Source organism: Bacillus sp. P14.5 (genome assembly GCF_003316765.1).
GTDB lineage: Bacteria > Bacillota > Bacilli > Bacillales > Bacillaceae_B > Rossellomorea.
The window spans coordinates 21,234-39,935 of the sequence record NZ_NIJF01000028.1 but is presented as its reverse complement, the minus strand read 5'-3'; the positions used below and the strand labels follow the sequence as shown (position 1 = coordinate 39,935).

The window sequence follows — 18,702 nt, the reverse complement described above, 5'->3', positions numbered from 1 at the left end:
TTGACTGAGGAAGAGCAGTGGGCGAAGCTGAAGTATATTGTGGATGTTTCTAAAGAAATTTGGAGGTGAGGGTTTTCGGGTTTTTAAGGAAGCCGGCTTTTAAAAGGCAGGGACAAGGGGAAGCCATCTTGTTCCTGTCTTTTGTTTTGGGCGTGAGATATAGTTCCTCCGTTCCTAAATGAGGTTTAAACAGCATCAAAGGTAGAGGTTTGTAGGTTTGATGCTGTATAAGTGAGGTTTAAATGGCATCAATGGTAGGGGTTTGTGGGTTTGATGCAGTATAAATGAGGTTTAAACAACATCAAAGGTAGAGGTTTGTAGGTTTGATGCTGTATAAGTAAGGTTTAAACAGCATCAAGTATAGGGGTTTGTGGGTTTGATGCTGTATAAGTGAGGTTTAAATGGCATCAATGGTAGGGGTTTGTGGATTTGATGCAGTATAAATGAGGTTTAAACAACATCAAAGGTAGAGGTTTGTAGGTTTGATGCTGTATAAAAGGGGTTTAAACGGCATCAACGGAGGAGTTTATGGATTTGATGAGGTATAAAACTTGGTGTACCCTCCCTAAAAGCGGACCCCTCCCTCAATCCCAGGTTGTCGAGCCAGCAAAAGAGCTATATAATGATAGTAACTTAAACATAAAGGAGGGAATATCATGCATTCGTTCACTGTAGACGTCAAAAAAGAGAAAAAGTATCTTGTTTTTATGATGTCTATTTTTGGATTCTCTGCTGCCAACGGGACAGGTCTGTCCTTTTTCAGCGGAAATACCAACTGAACGATCGCATGATTTCCTGAAGATATATTACAGCCGCAGGGGATCTCTCTGTGGTTTTTTACATTTGTGTTTAAGAGAGGACGAAATTCAATGGCTATCAAAAAGAATAATATTTATATGCTGTATTTTTATATATTTTTTGCACAGTTATTTTTTGACCGGGCATTATGGGTCATCTATCTGGGCGATAAGGGTCTGACATTAGGCGAAATCGGAGTTTTAGAAGCTCTTCTTCATCTGGCAATTGTGCTTTTCGAGGTTCCGACAGGCATGATTGCTGACTTGTATGGAAGAAAAATCAGCCTGGTGGTCGGAAACATTTTCAGCTTGCTTTATGGTCTGTTTATGCTGATGAGCGGTTCGTTTTCGATGTTCACGCTGGCTTTTTTATCCATGGGATTAATGGTTACTTTTCATTCCGGAGCCGAGCAGGCATTTGCTTATGATACGTTGAAAAATCAAAACCGTGAAAAAGATTATACGAGGGTCATTGGCAGTATGACGGCGATTAGTTTGCTGTCACTAAGTCTGGCCAAATTCTTCGGCGGCTTCATGGCGGATGTCAGCTGGGAATGGGTGTATGGTTCAACGATCTTCACCCATGTCCTGGCGATGATTCCGCTGTTATTTTTAAAAGAACCACTCCGTGAAAAGCCGGAAGAAGTTGCTGGGCGCTGGTATCATCAATGGGTGCATCAATTTAAGCTGGGGCTTAATGTCTGGAGAACGAATTCAATTATTCACCAGCCGGTCGTACTCTTTATTTTAGCGAGTGCCGTCATGGTGATCATTGTTTTCTACGGACAGGAATACTTCATTCAACTGGGGTACTCGCCGGTAGTTGTCGGGGCTGTATTTACGGTTGAGGGCCTGCTGGGAGTGGCCATGGCGAAGATTGCTTACAGGGTAGAAAGACGATTGAAGTTCTTCAATATTCTTTATTATGGATGGGGTCTGTTTCTTCTGTTCTTTATCCTTTTCATCTTTGCCAAGGACTGGGCGATTCTGTTGTCGTTTCTTTTCCTTGCACAGCTGCTGAGCCTTTTTGAACCGATATTCAGCTCGTTTGTGCAGCAATTTTTAAAAAGTAATGTTCGATCTACTTTCCTATCGCTCATCGGCCTGGTGGAAAGCTTCGTCATCATGATCAGCTTCCCGCTGTTCGGGTTTGCGGTGGAACGTGCCGGCTTCACCAACGGCTTTACCGGCCTGCTGATTATCTTCTTTATTGGGGCAGGCGGATATCTGGTCTTCCAGCGAATCAAGATGCATAGAAAAACGGAATAGAGTATTTTACACGTGAAAAGCTGAAGATCTGTTTATTGGGATCTTCAGCTTTTTTATTGAGCTAATAAAATTGGAAGGTGTCAGAGGCAAATTAGTATGGAGAGCCTGTTGGGTAATAACCTGAAAAAATTAAATGGAGGCAGAGTAGTTAAGCTCTTATGGAGGCTTTCAGATCCTTTATTTCACTTTCATGCTTAATAGAACGAGCTGAAAGTGTGTCAATCATGCTTTGCTGCTCATTGAGGGTTTCTTTAATTGATTCCGTTTTAGCGTCGATGTGCTTCTCGATTTGTTCAAAGTATGGCCCTAATCCATTGATGAGGTTGTCTTTTAATTGGTCTTGTCCAGCCTGCAATCGATCTTGTCCGGCTTGCAATTGCTCTAGTCCAGCTTGAAAATGATCCTGTCTGGCTTGCAGTTGGTCTTGGCGAGCTTGCAACCGGTCTTGTCCAACTTTTAATTCTTTTACGTCTTTGGTTAAGCCGTCGAGCCGTCCTTCAATTGAAACAAAGCGCTGGTCTACTTGGTCAAAACGGTTATTCATTTGTTTCATGAACTGCTTCAATAATTCTTCCATCATTGTCTCCTCCTTTCCTTTTTTTATATTATATCACGGGGAAGTGGGCCTGTCCCTTGGTACCAGGAGGGATTTTTTGTATTTTTATCGAGGGAGGGAAAGCTTAAATTGTAGTGCTTTTGCAAGTGTTTTTTATCTCCAAAAAGTGGTATATAGGAAGAAAGTCTTTTTGTGAAAAAGGAGGAAGATAAATTGACAGGTCATAAAGAAATGCCGAAAGAGACGGGGCTGATGGAAAATGTCCGCCTGCTCAGGGAAGGATATTTATACATAATGAATCGAAGTGAAAAGTATGACTCTCCTGTTTTTGAAACGAATCTCTTGGGGGAAAAAGGTATTTGTCTGACAGGTAAGGAAGCCGCGGAACTTTTTTATGATAATGAACGCTTCAAGCGTGAGGGTGCAGCTCCGAAACTTGCGCAAAAAACCTTGTTCGGCGAAGGCGGGGTACAAGGCCTGGACGGGGAGGAGCATCGAAATCGGAAAGCGATGTTTATGTCGATGATGACGAAGGATTCGCTTGAAGAAGTTCAAGCACTCTTCCAGGAGAAGTGGGAGAGATACAGTAAGAAATGGGAAGCGGAGGAAGAGATTGTCCTTTACGATGAAGTGAAAAAAATGCTGGCTGAATCTGCCTTTGAGTGGACGGGTGTTCCGCTTCAAGGAGAAGATTTGGAGAAGTGGACAGACGAGTTGAGCGACATGTTTGAAGGAGCGGCGAGTTTTAGCTTGAAGCATTTTCAGTCACGCCGGTCCCGTTCCAAAGCAGAAGAACGGATGGAGGCATTAGTTGAGAAGGTGCGTTCCGGAGGTGTTCATGCTGATGAACAGAGGGCGCTTTATCAGTTCTCATTCCATAAGGATACCAATGGAGAGTTATTGAGCCCGGCTGTTGTTGCGGTGGAACTCTTGAACTTGCTGCGTCCAATCACAGCAATCTCCGTCTACGCAGATTTCACTGCCCTGGCTGTCCATGATTATCCAGAGGAAGCGGCAAAAGTGAAAGGCGGAGGCAAGGATGAACAGCAGCGCTTCATTCAAGAAGTGAGACGCTATTATCCATTTTTCCCGTTTGCTGCAGCCCGTGTGAAGAAGGAATTTGAATGGAAGGGGTACGAGTTTAAAAAAGATACGCTTACTCTTCTTGATTTATATGGCACCAATCATCATCCTGAACTATGGGAGCAACCTGATGAATTTAAACCTGATCGTTTTTTGACCTGGTCGGGCAGTCCATTTGATTTTATCCCGCAAGGCGGGGGAGAGTATAATATCGGCCACCGCTGTGCCGGAGAATGGCTTACACTTGATATCCTGCGGGTGACGGTCGATTACTTGGTGAACCATTTAGAGTATACGGTTCCGAAGCAGGATTTAACCTACAGCATGAACGATATTCCGAGTCTGCCTGAGAGCAAGATGAAGATTCGGGATGTGAAAAGGAAGCGTAACTAAGGCGGGGCTAAGGGAAAGTTTTTTTGAAAAATAGGAAGCTGATACCCCTAAAGTCACGCTGTTCTTCATTCCAAAAAGACATGCCGCAGCAGCATGTCTTTTTGGGATATTCTCGGTCGAGTGAGACTCACGCTCTATTGAAGATAAGCCCAGGACGGCCTCATGCCGATGTTGGCAGAAGCACTCGCCCCAATCATGGTCTGGCCCTCGTGTTCATAATGCTCCACATTGGAAGAGACAACGATATTTTCTCCTCTCGAACCGTAGACTTCTTTAATGTCATCAGGCTGGAGTTCCGGGTTGAACTGTACCGTCAAGAAGTAGACGATATCTGATTCACGTTCAAGCGTTACGTCCAAGCCGCCGTTGGAATCAACTTCCATTGTTTCTTCTAAAACAGGTGTCTCCACAAGCTCAACTTCGCCATTGAAAATGTCCCTTAAGGCGGCATCTTTTGGGTACTGTTTTAATTGTACCTTCAAGACGGCTCCTTCTTGCAAATCCGTCTCTGTCATCAGTCTGATTTGGGATTCATCGTAATCAATTTCTCCGTTAATGAAAACACTTAAACTTTCATTCTTTTTAACTGTGTTGGCTTCTGAACGTGGGACACTGGACTGAGCAGCACCTCCAGTTCCAGGAGGCGCCTCGTCCAGACTCAACTCTATACGGCAGCCGCTCAATAGCAGCAAAAGGGCAAGCAACAAAAATACTCTGTACATAACCTGATTCCTTCTCCCATCCTTGAATTATTTATCGTACTATATATCTTCTATATAATGGATAATAAGTCCTGCCTGGGACAAGGAACCTGTCCCTCCGTCCCGAGTTCCCTCAACCCGTCCCCCGTCCCGTTACCGCATATTCGACAACCCTTTATTAATAAAATTATTAAGGATTTCCGCCATTTCCTTCGGTGTTTTGTTCTGTCCGCTTTCCAGCCAGTTTTTTGTGACGTAGATGCTGCCGCTGACGATGAAAAGGTTGATGTATTCATAGGTTTCCTCATCCATTTTCATGTCGGCGATCCAGTCGTTGAAGATGTACTCCCGGGTGATCATCATGCCCTTTTTTGAAAATGAATGTCCGTATTTTCGCTTAAAAGGGTCTGGCAGACTTCACTGTTTTCCGCAATGAATTCAAAGAACTTTTCGCTCATTTGCAGGGAGTCATCTTCTTTTGACAAGTTATATTGAGTGAGCGTCCCGACCAGGTCCTCGATGAATTCTTCTTCGATAGAATCGAGCAGCTCGTATTGATTGGCGAAATGAGCATAGTAAGTCGAACGGTTGATGTCCGCTTTTTCACAGATTTCCTTGATGGTGATGCTGGAAATGGATTTTTCCTGCAGCAGGTCCATCAAGCTCTCTTTTAAAACCATCCTCGTGTATTGCTTTCTTCGATCCATTTTTGAACTCATAATCCGTAATCCTTTCTTTCACAATATAATCACAAAGTTAACCAACATAATTTAAAAATATGTTGTGGAATGTACATAATATATGCAACTGTTTGTTGAATATCCAACACGGTGTTTAATATAATGATAGAGTGTAAATCGGAAAGTGACAAGAGAGGATGAAAAATCATTAATATAGCATCATGGATCATCAAACATAAAAAAGCTGTTTTGGCTGCTTTCGTCCTTGTTACGGTGCTCTCAACAGCCGCGCAGTTTTTTGTATCTGTCAATTACAATATGGTTGATTACTTACCGGAAGACGCCCAGTCGACACAGGCGATGGAAATCATGGAAGAGGAATTCACTGGTGACGTGCCGGATACCCGGGTCATGGTCACCGATGTCACCATTCAGGAAGCCCTGGATTATAAAAAAGAATTAGAGACCATTGACGGGATTTCAAGTGTGATGTGGCTCGACGATATGGTCGATTTAAAAATGCCGCTTGAAATTGCCGATGAAGAAACAGTAGAGAATTACTATAAAGACGGCAATGCCCTCTTTCAGATCAGTGTCGGAAGCGGGGATGAAGTAAAAGCCACCAATGCGGTTTATGAACTGATCGGCGAAGAAGGCGCGATTGCCGGAGAAGCCATCAATACGGCAAGTTCGCAGACAATGGCGGGGCAGGAATCGATGTATGCGGCAATGCTTCTGGTTCCGATCATCATCTTGATCCTGGTCGTCTCAACAACCTCATGGGTGGAGCCGCTGTTCTTCCTGACGGCGATCGGCGTTTCAGTCCTGATCAACTTAGGAACGAACATTTTTATGGGAGAAGTTTCGTTTGTGACCCAGTCGGTTGCGCCTATTTTGCAACTGGCTGTTTCGCTGGATTACGCCGTGTTCCTGCTTCATAGTTTTTCAGATTACCGGAAAACCACGAACAGTCCGGAAGAAGCAATGGAGCTGGCAATGAAGAAGTCCTTCCCGGCAATCATGGCCAGTGCGGCGACGACTTTCTTTGGATTCATGGCACTGACATTCATGAAGTTTGAAATCGGGTCCGATCTTGGATTGAATCTGGTAAAAGGGATCGTCCTGAGCTTCATCAGTGTCATGGTATTCCTGCCTGCATTGACGCTCGTTTTTTACAAATGGATGGATAAAACCAAGCATAAGAACTTTGTGCCGAGCTTCAAGGGGATTGGCAATAAAGTGATGAAGCTGAAGTTTCCAAGCTTGATCCTGATCGCGGCGATCATTGTTCCCGCCTTCCTGGCACAGACGAACACGTCGTTTATTTATGGAACTGGCACGCAGCCTGAAGATACACGTGTCGGAGGTGACGCGGTACTCGTCAATGAAGCTTTTGGTGAAACGACCTCAATCGTGCTCCTCGTCCCTAGAGGGGATGCGGTGAAAGAGACGGAGCTAGTGGACGACATCGAAGAAATGGAATACGTCACAGGTGTCATGGCCTATGCAAATCAGGTTGGTGCAGAAATTCCACCTGAATATCTCGATGAATCAATTACGAAGGAATTTTATTCTGAAAATTACAGCCGGATCATCATCAATACGAATCAGGGAACAGAAGGCGACATTCCTTTTAGCATCGTTGAAAATGTAGAAGAGGCAGCACAGAACTATTACGGAGATGACGCGCTCGCTTTGGGCGAAAGTGTGACTCTCTATGATATTAAAAATACAGTCAATAAAGACAATGTTGTCGTCAATGTATTGACCGTTGTGACGATCGCGCTTGTCCTGCTGTTCAGCTTCAAATCGATTTCAATTCCGATTGTGCTGCTGATCACGATTCAGACAGCGGTCTGGATCAACTTATCGATCCCTTATTTTACAAATACCTCACTGGTGTTTGTTGGATACTTGATCGTCAGTACGGTCCAGCTGGCCGCGACGGTGGATTACGCGATTCTGTTCACAGAAGAATATAATCATAACCGGAAAAAGATGTCGGCGAGGGAAGCGATTGTGAAGACCCTGGATGAAAAGACGTTCTCGATTTCAATTTCAGCAGCGATTTTATCCAGTGTCGGGTTTATCCTGTGGATCACATCCACCAACCCGATAGTCGGATCGATCGGCCTGTTGATGGGAAGAGGGGCGCTGCTGGCCTTCATCATGGTTCTGTTCGCCTTGCCGGCCATGCTCGTCGTTTTCGATAAAGCTATTAAGAAAACAACCTATAAATCAAACTATTATGAGGAGAAATGATGATGAGAAAAAACAAGTACGTTACACGGCTCTCGCTGCAATGGTCTTCTTGCCTTCATTTCTTAGCGAGCCTGCTCTGGCGGCGACGGAAGGCAATGTCACTTCAAAAGATGAAGTGATCTATGCCACGTTGAACGCAAGCGGAAACCCCGATAATATCTATGTCGTAAACACGCTGGAGGTTGAAAAAGCTGGGGAAATCCTTGATTACGGGAAGTACAGCAGCGTCAAAAACCTCACTGATTTAGCGGAAATCAATCAGGAGGGGCAGAAGATTGAAGTGGAAGCCCCGGAAGGAAAGTTTTATTATCAAGGAAACATGGATAAGGAAACAGAACTTCCTTGGAATGTGAATGTTAACTATCTGCTTGATGGAAAAGAAGTGCAGCCCGAGGAGTTGGCAGGGAATAGCGGACACCTTGAAATCTCGGTGGATATTTCAGAGAACGAAGAGGGAGACGCGGCTTTCTATGAAAACTATCTTCTGCAGGTGTCCCTGGCGCTTCCCAACACCTACCGGGACATTGAAGCACCTGACGGAATGGTGGCCAATGCCGGGAAGAATAAGCAAATCACCTTTACGGTCATGCCCGGCGAAGAGGAAACCCTCAGCGTGGAGGCAAATGTAGAAGACTTCGAATTTACCGGAGTGGAAATTGCGGCGGTTCCATCCACGCTCCCGATTGATGCATCAGAGACTGGAAACATGACAGAAGACATGTCAGAGCTGTCCAGCGCCATCAAGGAATTGAATGATGGTGTCGGAGAACTGGAAACAGGGGCAGCTGAGCTGAACAATGGCACAGCGAGCCTGCAGGATGGTTCGGCACAATTTAAAAATGGGATGGGCGACTTAAACGGCTCTTCCGCGGGCCTTGTTAATGGGTCGGCTTCGATAAGGGATGCGCTTGGGGGCATCAATCAATCGCTCTCCGGACAGACTGCCGACATGGACCTTTCGAGTCTGAGCGAACTGCCTGCGGGTCTGACCCAGTTAGCGGGCGGCCTGACGGAGGTTGCTGGCGGCTTGAATACTCTGCAGGAAAATTATGCGGGAGCTTATGCTGCTTTGGATGGCGCAATTAATGAGATTCCAGCAGGGCAGGTATCAGAGGATCAAATCGCGGCGCTTTATGAAAGCGGCGCTGATCCAGCGGTGGTAGACCAGTTGGCAGCCTCTTATGCAGCTTCGCAAAAAGTAAAAGCAACATACGCTGAGGTACAGGAAGCTTTTGCAGCCGTTGAACCTACACTGAAAAGGCTCAGCGGTTCGGTGAGTACAATCAGCGGACAGCTGACATCGACAGCTGATAGTATCTCGGCTTCTCTCAACGAAACAGACATGAGCGGCTTGGCTGAGCTGCAAAAAGGCATTGCTTCACTTTCGGCCAATTACAAGGAGTTTCACTCGGGCTTAGTAAGCTACACAGATGGAGTAAGTCAGCTCACGGCTTCTTACAGCGAGCTTCATTCCGGCATCAGCGAGCTGACAGGCGGTACAAGTGAACTGGAGAATGGGGTAGGCGAACTTCATGACGGCACTGCCCAGCTATACAAAGAAACAAAAGACCTGCCGGCCCAAATGCAGGAGGAAATCGATAAAATGATATCCGAATATGACAAATCAGACTTCGAACCGATATCCTTCGTCTCTTCCGAAAATGAAAAAGTATCTTCCGTGCAGTTTGTCATCAAGACGGAAAGCATTGAAAAAGAAGAACAGAAAGAGAAAAAAGCAGAACCTGAGAAAGAGAAGGGGTTCTGGGAGCTGTTCTTGGATTTGTTTAAATAAGAGCGGGACGGAGGGACAGGTTCCTTGTCCCGGTTCGCCCTGTTGTACAGATAAAATAGCAGAAGACCTGGTTCCATTTTGGGACCGGGTCTTTTTTATGCAGCAAGCGTTACATTTAAGGCAGGAAACAGCCAGAATCCCAGCTGCGGCTGGGGGACAAACTGAGGTTAGTCTTTTTGTATGGTGCCTCGAGAAGGGGAGTTCGTCGATAGAAGATGGAAAATCGTTGATAGAAGCAGCAAACTCGTTGATAGAAGTATAAAAGTCGTCGATAGACTCGTAAATTTCGTCGATAGAGATCAGTGCCAGGAATCCCGCAGCCGCTGTATTCAAAGATGGAAACAGCCAGAATCCCAGCCGGGGCTGGGGGACAAACTGAGGTTAGTCTTTTTGTATGGTGCCTCGAAAAGGGGAGTGGTTGATAAAATGGGTAAAGTGGCTGATAGAAGCGGCAAACTGGTTAGATGGCAAAAGTGGCTGATAGAAATACGAAAGTGGTTGATAGAATCGCAAAACCGGTTGATAGAAAAAACCTCGAAGTATCTGCACCTCATAATTAACGCGGGAAACAGCCAGAATCCCAGCCGGGGCTGGGGGACAAACTAAAGTTAGTCATTTTAGCCCCTAGGAAAATAGTAACCCTTAATTCCATAAGATGCCTATCAGAAAAATTCTCCTATTATGAATACTTTCAGAAGTATTTCTTTCTTGGCTTCTCTTGACTATAATGTGGGTATTGTTTTTTAGTAATTGTTAGAATTTTTAATAATAAAAGAAAAAAGGAGGAAGAAAAAGATGGAACAAAAGAAGAATAATGGTCTCATCATGCGTATGTTAAATATCATCGAGCGTGTCGGAAATAAACTTCCCGACCCGGTCACTTTGTTCTTTATCTTTTCTTTATTAGTAGTTGTATTGTCTGCTGTCTTTTCTTCGATGGGTCTCAAGGTAGAAGATCCGCTGAATGAGGGAGAAATGATTGCAGTCAAGAACCTGCTGAGCTCCGAAGGGATTCTGTATCTCTTTGAGAGTGCTGTAACAAACTTCACGAGCTTTGCGCCGCTTGGTACTGTCCTGGTGACAATGCTTGGTATCGGGATTGCGGAGCGCTCAGGATTGATCAGCGCCGCACTTCGCGGACTGGTTACCTCTGTGCCGCGTGTGCTGATGACAGCTGCTCTGGTATTCGGCGGAGTTATGTCAAGTATGGCTGCCGATGCTGGTTATGTCGTATTAACGCCGCTTGGTGCGGTCTTGTTCGCAGGACTGGGACGCCATCCGCTTGCTGGTCTGGCAGCTGCATTCGCCGGTGTTTCCGGAGGATTCAGTGCCAACCTATTGCTGACGTCACTTGATCCGCTTCTTGGTGGATTGACCCAGGATGCTGCCGCAATCATTAACCCGGATTACGCTGCCGGCATCAACTATGCGATGAACTACTACTTCATGATTGTATCGGTGTTCTTGATCACGATTTTAGGTACATTGGTAACAGACTTCATCGTTGAACCGCGCCTTGGAAAATATAAAGGCGATATAAAAGAGGAAGTCGATTATCTGAAACCGGAAGAGAAAAAAGGGTTGTGGGCTGCACTTGCCGCTTTCCTTCTGACGGTTATTGCCATTGCACTGCTTGTCATCCCGTCTTGGGGACCTTTGCGCGGCGGAGAAGAGAACATCATTGATGCACCATTCTTCCATACGCTCGTTCCTATCATTTTGATCACGTTCTTTATTCCGGGACTAGTGTACGGACGTATCACAAAATCTATTCAAAATGACAAAGACGTGGCAAGACAGCTCTCTGAAACAATGGCGACCATGGGTGCCTACATTGTCCTTGCCTTCGTGGCGGCACAGTTCGTTGCTTACTTCAGTGAATCCAACCTTGGAACAGTACTAGCTGTAAAAGGAGCAGAATTCATTGATGCCACAGGCTTCAAAGGAATTCCGCTGATCCTGACATTCATCGTCGTATCCGGCTTCATCAACCTGTTCATCGGAAGTGCTTCCGCGAAATGGGCGATCATGGCACCGGTATTCATCCCGATGATGATGCTCTCAGGCTACTCACCGGAATTCACGCAGCTTGTATACAGAATCGCAGACTCAACAACAAACGTCATCTCACCATTGATGCCATACTTCGCAATCGTTATCGCCTTTGCGCAAAAGTATGACAAGAAGGTTGGAATTGGAACGCTTATCGCAACAATGCTCCCATACTCCATCGCCTTCACCATCGGCTGGGTGATCCTGCTGATCATCTGGATGCTCACTGGACTTCCGATCGGTCCTGGATCTTCGATTACGTATTAATCGGCTGGCGCTATTAAAAGCAGAGAGACCTGATTCCTTTTTGGAATTGGGTCTCTTTTTGTATAGAATTTAGACATTCTTTACATGTCAGGGAGTATTGACCAGAAGCCCAGCCTCGGCTGGGAGACAAACCGGAGTTTGTTCTTTTGAAATGTGCCTCGAAAAGGGAAGTCGTTGATAGAAAAGGGAAAGTAGTTGATAGGAACGCGAAACTCGTTGATAGAACCATAAAACTTGTCGATAGCACCGCAATTATCGTTGATAGAGACACTAAACTCGTTGATAGAAGAAAACACCATGCACACACATGACATGGGGGAAACAGCCAGAAGCCCAGCCAAGGCTGGGGACAAACCAAGTTTGTTGTTTTGAAATGTGCCTCGAAAAGGGAAGTCGTTGATAGGAGCGCGAAACTCGTTGATAGAACCATAAAAGTCGTCGATATAACCGCAATTTTCGTTGATAGAAACACTAAAACTCGTTGATAGGTGAAAATATCGATGCACACACATGACATGGGGGAAAAAGCCAGAAGCCCAGCCAAAGCTGGGGACAAACCAAAGTTTGTTGTTTAGAAATGTGCCTCGAAAAGGGAAGTCGTTGATAGGAGCGCGAAACTCGTTGATAGAACCATAAAAGTCGTCGATAGTACCGCGATTTTCGTTGATAGAAACACAAAACTCTTTGATTGCCCCCTCATCGAGAAAGGCCCGCAGCAATAATTAGTACAAAGCGCGGCAAAAAAACAATATAAATCCCGCATCATCATGTATAGTTAAAGCATGAAATCAAACATCAGGAGAGTAAACGTGCGAACAATATTACCAAGGGGGAAATAGGATGCGAAGGATTATTTTAACGACCGAAAGCGGTGCCGACTTACCGGAGGATTTAGCTCAAAAGTACAATGTGCAGGTAGTTCCCATGCACATCATTATGGACGGGAAGGATTATTTAGACGGTACTTTACCGGTCCAGGAGATCTATGACTATTATGGGCGCACAAAAAAGATACCTTCCACGACCTCAACGAATGCTCATGAGTATGAAGAGCTATTTTCGAAAATTAGAAAAGATTCTCCAGACAGCATCATTGTTCATGTCGGATATACCTCCAAAGCGTCTTCTTCCTTTCAAAACGCGGTGATTGCCGCGGAAGAATTCCAGGATATTTATCTCATAGATGCCCTCAATGTTACCGGCGGATTAGCGGCGATTGTTGTATATGCGGGGGAGCTGCTAGAAAAAGAACCGGACATTGAACCGCAGCGCCTGGTTGAGAAAATCGAGAAAATCGTTCCGAAATCAAGGCTGGCTTTCATCCCGGGCAGCCTGGAGTTTCTGAGAGCAGGAGGACGTGTAAGCAACATGGCGTCTCTGATTGGGACTCTTTTAAAAATTAAGCCGTGCATAGAACTGAAGGACGGCAAGCTTATGTCAACAAAGAAGTACCGCGGAAAGATGAGCGGCGCAGCTGAAAAACTCTTCAAAGATTACTTGAATGAATTCGACATTGATAGAGAACAGCAGCTCTATCTCATCTATTCAATCGGACTCGATGAAAGCATCAAAAAGCGGATGGACGAGGCTGCCCGTGAAAATGGTTTCCAGAATATCAGATGGATCCAGGCAGGCGGGATGATTTCCACTCACTCTGGTGCCGGCGGTTTCGGAGTGGCAGGTTTAGAAAAGTAGTACAAAGATTGGAGTGTAACATATGAAGAATCCCGTCATCATTATCGGGGCAGGATTGAGCGGTCTCCATGCGGCGTCCCTCCTTATTTCGCAAGGGATCGAGTGCAAGGTTCTGGAGGCCCGCGGGCGAACGGGAGGAAGAGTGTTGAGCAGGGAGGTCGAGGACAAACCGGAGATTGGCCGATTTGACCTTGGACCGACCTGGTTTTGGCCGGAACATGAGCCAGTCATCTCCAGCCTGGTCAGCGAGCTTGGGTTAAAAACAATCGACCAGCATACGGAGGGCGCCATTCTTCTCGAACAGTCCCCGGGAGGTCCGATTCAGCGGCATCTGCTCCCGGAAGGATCCGTGGAAGTATCGGTCAGGCTTGCCGGAGGGATACAGTCGCTTATTGACGCCCTGACTCAAATTCTTCCCCAAGACACGATTGAACTCAACACGCGGGTAACAGCAATCACTTTGGAAGAAGAAAAGGTTGTAATTAAAACAGACCAAAGTGATGGCACACATAAGAAGATATCAGCAGGAGCTGTCATTTTAGCTTTGCCTCCCCGGTTGGCAGCACAGAGGATTAGATTCTCGCCAAGGCTTCCCGAGGACCTTGTAAAAAGCCTGGAAAACAAGCCGACCTGGATGGCGGGACAGGCTAAGGTTCTCGCTATCTATGACAGTCCTTTCTGGCGAGAAGACGGCCTTTCAGGGCAGGTGATGAGCTGGGCGGGTCCCTTGCAGGAAATCCATGATGCCTCACCTCTGACTGGATATGGTGCACTCTTCGGCTTCTTCAGCTTGTCTGCACAACAACGCGGGCAGCTGGGGAAGGAAAAAGTTCTCCAATTGGCCGTCAATCAGTTGACCCGCCTATTCGGACCGCAGGCTGAAAATCCGATTTCTATCCTATACAAGGATTGGTCCGCCGACCCCGAAACGGCGGTAGAGGACGACCTCCAGCCGCTTAGCAGTTTTCCGGCCTATGGACTGCCAGTAAACAGCGGTCCCTGGGAAAAGAAAATCCTTTTTGCAGGAACAGAAACCTCGCAGGAATCCGGAGGGCATCTGGAAGGTGCGCTGCGGTCGGCCGAGCGTGCGGTTACTGAGGCTATAGCATTATATAAAAATTAAAGAGACTCAGCCATCCATCCTGAGTCTCAAAAATTGCAGTAACCAAGAACCTGTTCTAATAGAAAGGTTCTTTATCTATGAAAAAAATATCTTCGACAAAAATAGACAAAACCCGGGTGGTGACTGTCACTAGTGCTGCCCGCTGCCCCACTTGTGCATCTCCTCTAACAAGGGCTTTAAGGTCTCACCCTTTTCAGAGATGGAATACTCCACTTTTGGCGGCACTTCGTTGTATTGCTTTCTATTGATCAGCCCTTCTTGCTCAAGTTCCTTCAGCTGCTGGCTGAGCATTTTGTGGGTGATGCCGGGCAAGAGTCTTCTCATCTCGTTATAGCGATGCATCCCATCGAAGGCGAGATGCCAAAGGATGACGAGCTTCCACTTGCCGCCAACCTTGTTCAGTGTATATTCAATCGAGCATTTCAGCTTTCCGTTTTCATCTACTTCAATGGAACTGTCCATCTTTTTTCCCTCCATGCTTCCCTTTTGGGTAGTATCTCCCCAAAAAGTGCATACTTTTGTGTAGAAGAATAACCGTTTATGATAAGAACTGTCAAACCAATGAAGGAGGAAATTGAACATGATGACTTATCCAAGAAACTTTTCACATATCGGGTTATCCGTTCCCGACCTGGACAAAGCAGTGGCATTCTACACAGAAATCTTCGGATGGTACACGCTTATGGAGCCTTCGGATGTCCAAAACGACGACACGCCTATCGGCCAAATGTGCCGTGATGTCTTCGGCGATGATTGGGAAAGCTTCCGTATAGCCCATCTTTCCACAGGGGACAAAATAGGAATCGAACTATTTGAATTCCCGCAGAACGAGCAGCCTGAAAATAATTTTGAGTACTGGAAAACAGGAATCTTTCACTTCTGTGTCCAGGATCCTGATATTGAGGGTCTTGTCGAGAAAATTAAAGAACACGGAGGCAAACAGCGCATGCCGATCCGTGAATACTATCCTGACGACAAGCCATATAAAATGGTCTATATGGAAGACCCATTCGGAAATATCTTTGAGATTTACACTCACAGCTATGAGCTGACATACTCAGAAGGTGCATATTAGAAATAGGAAAAGGGCCGGCCCCCGGTATAGGGAGCACGGCCCTTCTTTTCTCCAGCAAGCATTTATCTGTCAGGACTAAAAGGGATGCTTGCTCTTTTTAAAAGGCTCTTTTCGTTAACTATGTTGCTATTTAATATGAATTTCGAAAGGCATCACCAGAATTCACCATTATATCCTGGTAAGCAAGAAAGAAAAGAGCCACTCGCCCCGTTAAGAGAGAGAAACATTAGTATTCAGGGGAAAAATCCGGCTCTTGGGATTTTTCCGAAAGCAACAATCTATACGAAAACAGCCTTTTAAAATAAAGGGAAAAATTCCCCTTATTTACTAAATTCCACTGAAAATAGCTTAAATAGAGGGAGAAATTCCCCTTATTTAATTCAATACACTAGAAAATAAGTGAGTTTTCTTAAAATAAGGGGAAAAACTCCCCTTATTCACCAACAAAATAAGTTCCAATAGGCACTTAAGGGGAAAATCTCCCCTTATTATTTGGGCGCAGGTTACCCAATAAAGGTTTTTTTAAAAAGGGCAGGCCCTATCTCTCACATCTTCCGGCTTTCCACCATCTCAAACAATCCCTGATCGGCGCGGGATTGTTTCTGTTTTTCTTCTACTAGCCCTGCGTCATGCGAGATAGAACTCCTCTCCAGCTCTTTGGACAGCCCCACTAACATCATCTTTCCAGCCAGAATCGTCAGGGTGAAAAAGACCACCGGTATGAAGGCGATCCAAGGATAGGTCGTCCATAAGAACTGCCACCACGTGCCGAGGGAGCCGGACCATTCATGGGCCAAAGAGAAAAAGGAATTATTACCGAATAGGTCTTCGGCCACTCTTGATCCCCCGATGAAAATTCCCAGCACCCCCAGGTGAGAGATTAACAGCATCGTGGCAATGAACTCCCTGATTAAAACAAGATAGATTTGCGGGACGATGAATGGGCGAAGATGATTCTTGATGAAGTGAAACTCCCGCGCACCAAGCACCCTTGCACCATCTATGAATTCTTTTTTCATGACGGACTCAATTTCATTGGAGAACAGCAAGGACACAGATGGAATGGAAATGGCAACCAGAATCAAGATGTAAATCACGACCAATTCCTGAAAAGAGTAAAGGAAATCATCGGGATTTCTCAAGGGGCCGTCGGACATGACCCAATTTAACAACAGAAACGCCAGCAGGGTCGTTGGAAAGTAATTCGAAGCATCTACTATGCCAGCGAGTATGGGTTTGATTTTTTTAAAAAGAAAATGAATGATCAACCCGAACAAGACAGACGGGATAACTCTTAATAATGCTATGGCCAGCGCAGCTCCAATCGTATACTTAGCGCCAACCAGCATCAGAATGAAGACATTGTGTCCGAAATTATCCGTTCCCAAAGGGGGAAATTCCAAAGGCGAATACGGCGGCGGCAGGAATTTTCCGTCTTTATCTTTTAAAAGATCAATGACAGGAACATGGTCACCTGTGTAAAAGTAATAAACCAGACTGCTGCCAAACAAACCGAACAAGAATAAAAAGCCGAGTAGAAAATAAGGATTCTTGATTAATCTCCATATCAGCATCAGAGCACCACCTTCTGTCCAGTTGTCAGGTGGATGATGACATTACTGATCATCAGGAGAATGAAAATAGGAATATAGAACAAAATCAAACTGAAGCTGATCACATCGACTTGCGGAAAAGCAAAAATGAAATGGGTGATTCCGTAAATATTAAACAGTCGTTCAAACACAATCAAGTTGGACAGCAGGATCAGGATGAAGGATTTCATATGGTTCATCAGGCTGGGCATGATGTTCCGTACAATATGAGTCGTAAAGATATACATCTTTTTAAAGCCTTTACTGAGAGCCAGTTCCACATACGGTTTCGTCAGTTCATCTTCCACAAGCAGCAGGCACATCCTAAAGATGAAAATCGCCGGCAGGATGCTGAGGGCGACAATCGGAAGAAAGTAAACCGGATCATTCCCGCCGGCCACTGGAGCGAGCAGGACGCCTGTCCGTTTAAAAATGACAATGACCGAAAACTGAATAATGATGATGATAAATAAATCTGGCAAAGACTCTAGGAAGTTGAGAATTTTCAGCATGATATTGGAAGCCTTCTTCGGCAGCTGGACGGTAAAATAGGTCAAAGTAAACGCGGTGAAGGTAGCCAGCAGGATGGAAGAAATGAAGATAATAATAGAATACGAATAATAACTCCAGAACGTCGGAAACATCGAATAGGTATTGTTGCTTTCATTCGTGATGGTATTCTCGGAGGGAGAAGTCAATGACACGAGAATCTGCCAAATATTCTTCAGATATGCCACGAGACTCAAGTTAATTCCATTCGTGAACAGCCCGACAACCCCGCTGATCATCACAATCCCCAGAGAAACAAATAGAAATTTCATCAGCATAGCGGCCAAACTTTTATACAACATGACAATGCCCCCTTCAATGAACAATCGAGAAAAGCAGGTTCAAATAAAAATATTTATTATTCAAAAATTTACCATTATTGGAATTATATCGAAAGGATAAAAGGAGATGTAGGTTTTTTAGCTGGAGGGCTGAAAGGGGAGCTTGCGCTTTTGTAAATAGGGGAAAAAAGTTCCCTTATTTTTTGGTCCTAGTTACTCAGTGAACAGGCAACTGATGCACGGCTCGTGTTTGAAAGTTTTCGGAAGTTTGTCTCTTTAGGGGGGACTGTCGCGGTTGAAAGGGAGCTTGCGCTTTTAAAATAGAGGGAAAAATTCCCCTTATTTAAAAAATACCATTCAAAACAGCGTAAATAGAGGGAGAAATTCCCCTTATTTGACTCAATACACTAGAAAATAGGTGCGTTTTCTTAAAATAAGGGGAAAAACTCCCCTTATTCACCATCAAAATGTGTTCAAGTGGGTACTTAACGGGAAAAATTCCCCTTATTTTTTTGCCGACATTGATTTAGCGGCG

Annotated in this window: 18 protein-coding genes; 10 read left to right on the top strand and 8 right to left on the bottom strand. The window is 45.2% G+C overall.

What is annotated here, in order from left to right; all coding sequences use genetic code 11:
- The first annotated feature begins 656 nt into the window (after positions 1 to 656).
- Together B9Z54_RS26065 and B9Z54_RS03495 are read left to right on the top strand one after the other, a co-directional pair.
- Positions 657 to 779 (top strand): hypothetical protein, encoded by a 123-nt coding sequence (locus B9Z54_RS26065; protein ID WP_275887775.1) that lies wholly within the window; start codon positions 657 to 659, stop codon positions 777 to 779.
- Between the two features lie 90 nt (positions 780 to 869).
- Positions 870 to 2,066: an MFS transporter gene (locus B9Z54_RS03495; protein ID WP_113927124.1), complete on the top strand. Its 1,197-nt coding sequence runs from the start codon at positions 870 to 872 to the stop codon at positions 2,064 to 2,066.
- 148 nt (positions 2,067 to 2,214) lie between these two features.
- Here B9Z54_RS03495 and B9Z54_RS03490 read toward each other — a convergent pair whose 3' ends face one another.
- The gene (locus tag B9Z54_RS03490; RefSeq protein ID WP_113927123.1) at positions 2,215 to 2,643 is read right to left on the bottom strand and encodes a hypothetical protein; all 429 of its coding nucleotides are present in this window, start codon (positions 2,641 to 2,643) and stop codon (positions 2,215 to 2,217) included.
- A gap of 192 nt (positions 2,644 to 2,835) precedes the next feature.
- Between B9Z54_RS03490 and cypC the strand changes: the two genes are divergently transcribed.
- Entirely contained in the window at positions 2,836 to 4,098 is a 1,263-nt protein-coding gene (cypC, locus tag B9Z54_RS03485) for a CYP152 family fatty-acid peroxygenase CypC (protein ID WP_240189785.1), read from the top strand.
- 134 nt (positions 4,099 to 4,232) lie between these two features.
- Here the strand turns inward: cypC and B9Z54_RS03480 are convergent, their stop codons facing one another.
- From B9Z54_RS03480 to B9Z54_RS26355, 3 genes are all read right to left on the bottom strand, one after another.
- Positions 4,233 to 4,820, bottom strand: a complete 588-nt coding sequence (locus tag B9Z54_RS03480) for a hypothetical protein (protein ID WP_113927122.1) — start codon at positions 4,818 to 4,820, stop codon at positions 4,233 to 4,235.
- A 132-nt stretch (positions 4,821 to 4,952) separates the two neighbouring features.
- Positions 4,953 to 5,162, bottom strand: coding sequence for a TetR-like C-terminal domain-containing protein (locus B9Z54_RS26360; protein ID WP_345840682.1), 210 nt, complete (start codon positions 5,160 to 5,162; stop codon positions 4,953 to 4,955).
- On the bottom strand, positions 5,159 to 5,518 hold the full coding sequence (locus B9Z54_RS26355; RefSeq protein WP_345840681.1) for a TetR/AcrR family transcriptional regulator: 360 nt from the start codon (positions 5,516 to 5,518) through the stop codon (positions 5,159 to 5,161). Before B9Z54_RS26355 ends, B9Z54_RS26360 begins: the two co-directional genes overlap by 4 nt.
- Positions 5,519 to 5,683: 165 nt before the next feature.
- On the opposite strand from B9Z54_RS26355, the gene B9Z54_RS03470 reads away from it, so the two are divergent.
- The 4 genes from B9Z54_RS03470 (at position 5,684) to B9Z54_RS03455 (ending at position 11,852) form a co-directional block, all read left to right on the top strand.
- Positions 5,684 to 7,741 (top strand): efflux RND transporter permease subunit, encoded by a 2,058-nt coding sequence (locus tag B9Z54_RS03470; protein ID WP_205207666.1) that lies wholly within the window; start codon positions 5,684 to 5,686, stop codon positions 7,739 to 7,741.
- Complete coding sequence (locus B9Z54_RS03465) at positions 7,728 to 9,533, top strand: YhgE/Pip domain-containing protein (RefSeq protein WP_113927120.1); 1,806 nt, start codon at positions 7,728 to 7,730, stop codon at positions 9,531 to 9,533. Before B9Z54_RS03470 ends, B9Z54_RS03465 begins: the two co-directional genes overlap by 14 nt.
- Before the next feature lie 180 nt (positions 9,534 to 9,713).
- Complete coding sequence (locus B9Z54_RS03460) at positions 9,714 to 10,139, top strand: hypothetical protein (protein ID WP_113927119.1); 426 nt, start codon at positions 9,714 to 9,716, stop codon at positions 10,137 to 10,139.
- A 189-nt stretch (positions 10,140 to 10,328) separates the two neighbouring features.
- Positions 10,329 to 11,852: an AbgT family transporter gene (locus B9Z54_RS03455; RefSeq protein ID WP_113927118.1), complete on the top strand. Its 1,524-nt coding sequence runs from the start codon at positions 10,329 to 10,331 to the stop codon at positions 11,850 to 11,852.
- 80 nt (positions 11,853 to 11,932) lie between these two features.
- Here B9Z54_RS03455 and B9Z54_RS24655 read toward each other — a convergent pair whose 3' ends face one another.
- A complete protein-coding gene (locus tag B9Z54_RS24655; RefSeq protein ID WP_162785078.1) occupies positions 11,933 to 12,571 on the bottom strand; it encodes a hypothetical protein in 639 nt (212 codons plus the stop codon).
- Positions 12,572 to 12,692: 121 nt separating this feature from the next.
- Here B9Z54_RS24655 and B9Z54_RS03450 point away from each other — a divergent pair, with 121 nt between their 5' ends.
- Positions 12,693 to 13,547, top strand: coding sequence for a DegV family protein (locus tag B9Z54_RS03450; protein ID WP_113927117.1), 855 nt, complete (start codon positions 12,693 to 12,695; stop codon positions 13,545 to 13,547).
- Between the two features lie 22 nt (positions 13,548 to 13,569).
- Positions 13,570 to 14,670: a flavin monoamine oxidase family protein gene (locus B9Z54_RS03445; protein WP_113927116.1), complete on the top strand. Its 1,101-nt coding sequence runs from the start codon at positions 13,570 to 13,572 to the stop codon at positions 14,668 to 14,670.
- A 129-nt stretch (positions 14,671 to 14,799) separates the two neighbouring features.
- Here B9Z54_RS03445 and B9Z54_RS03440 read toward each other — a convergent pair whose 3' ends face one another.
- Positions 14,800 to 15,132 (bottom strand): winged helix-turn-helix transcriptional regulator, encoded by a 333-nt coding sequence (locus B9Z54_RS03440; protein ID WP_113927129.1) that lies wholly within the window; start codon positions 15,130 to 15,132, stop codon positions 14,800 to 14,802.
- 121 nt (positions 15,133 to 15,253) lie between these two features.
- On the opposite strand from B9Z54_RS03440, the gene B9Z54_RS03435 reads away from it, so the two are divergent.
- Entirely contained in the window at positions 15,254 to 15,745 is a 492-nt protein-coding gene (locus B9Z54_RS03435) for a lactoylglutathione lyase family protein (protein ID WP_113927128.1), read from the top strand.
- Between the two features lie 545 nt (positions 15,746 to 16,290).
- On the opposite strand, the gene B9Z54_RS03425 is transcribed toward B9Z54_RS03435, so the two are convergent.
- Together B9Z54_RS03425 and B9Z54_RS03420 are read right to left on the bottom strand one after the other, a co-directional pair.
- A complete protein-coding gene (locus B9Z54_RS03425; protein ID WP_113927114.1) occupies positions 16,291 to 17,319 on the bottom strand; it encodes an ABC transporter permease subunit in 1,029 nt (342 codons plus the stop codon).
- On the bottom strand, positions 17,319 to 18,188 hold the full coding sequence (locus B9Z54_RS03420; protein ID WP_240189784.1) for an ABC transporter permease subunit: 870 nt from the start codon (positions 18,186 to 18,188) through the stop codon (positions 17,319 to 17,321). The genes B9Z54_RS03425 and B9Z54_RS03420 overlap by 1 nt, the downstream gene beginning before the upstream one ends.
- Between the last annotated feature and the right edge of the window lie 514 nt (positions 18,189 to 18,702).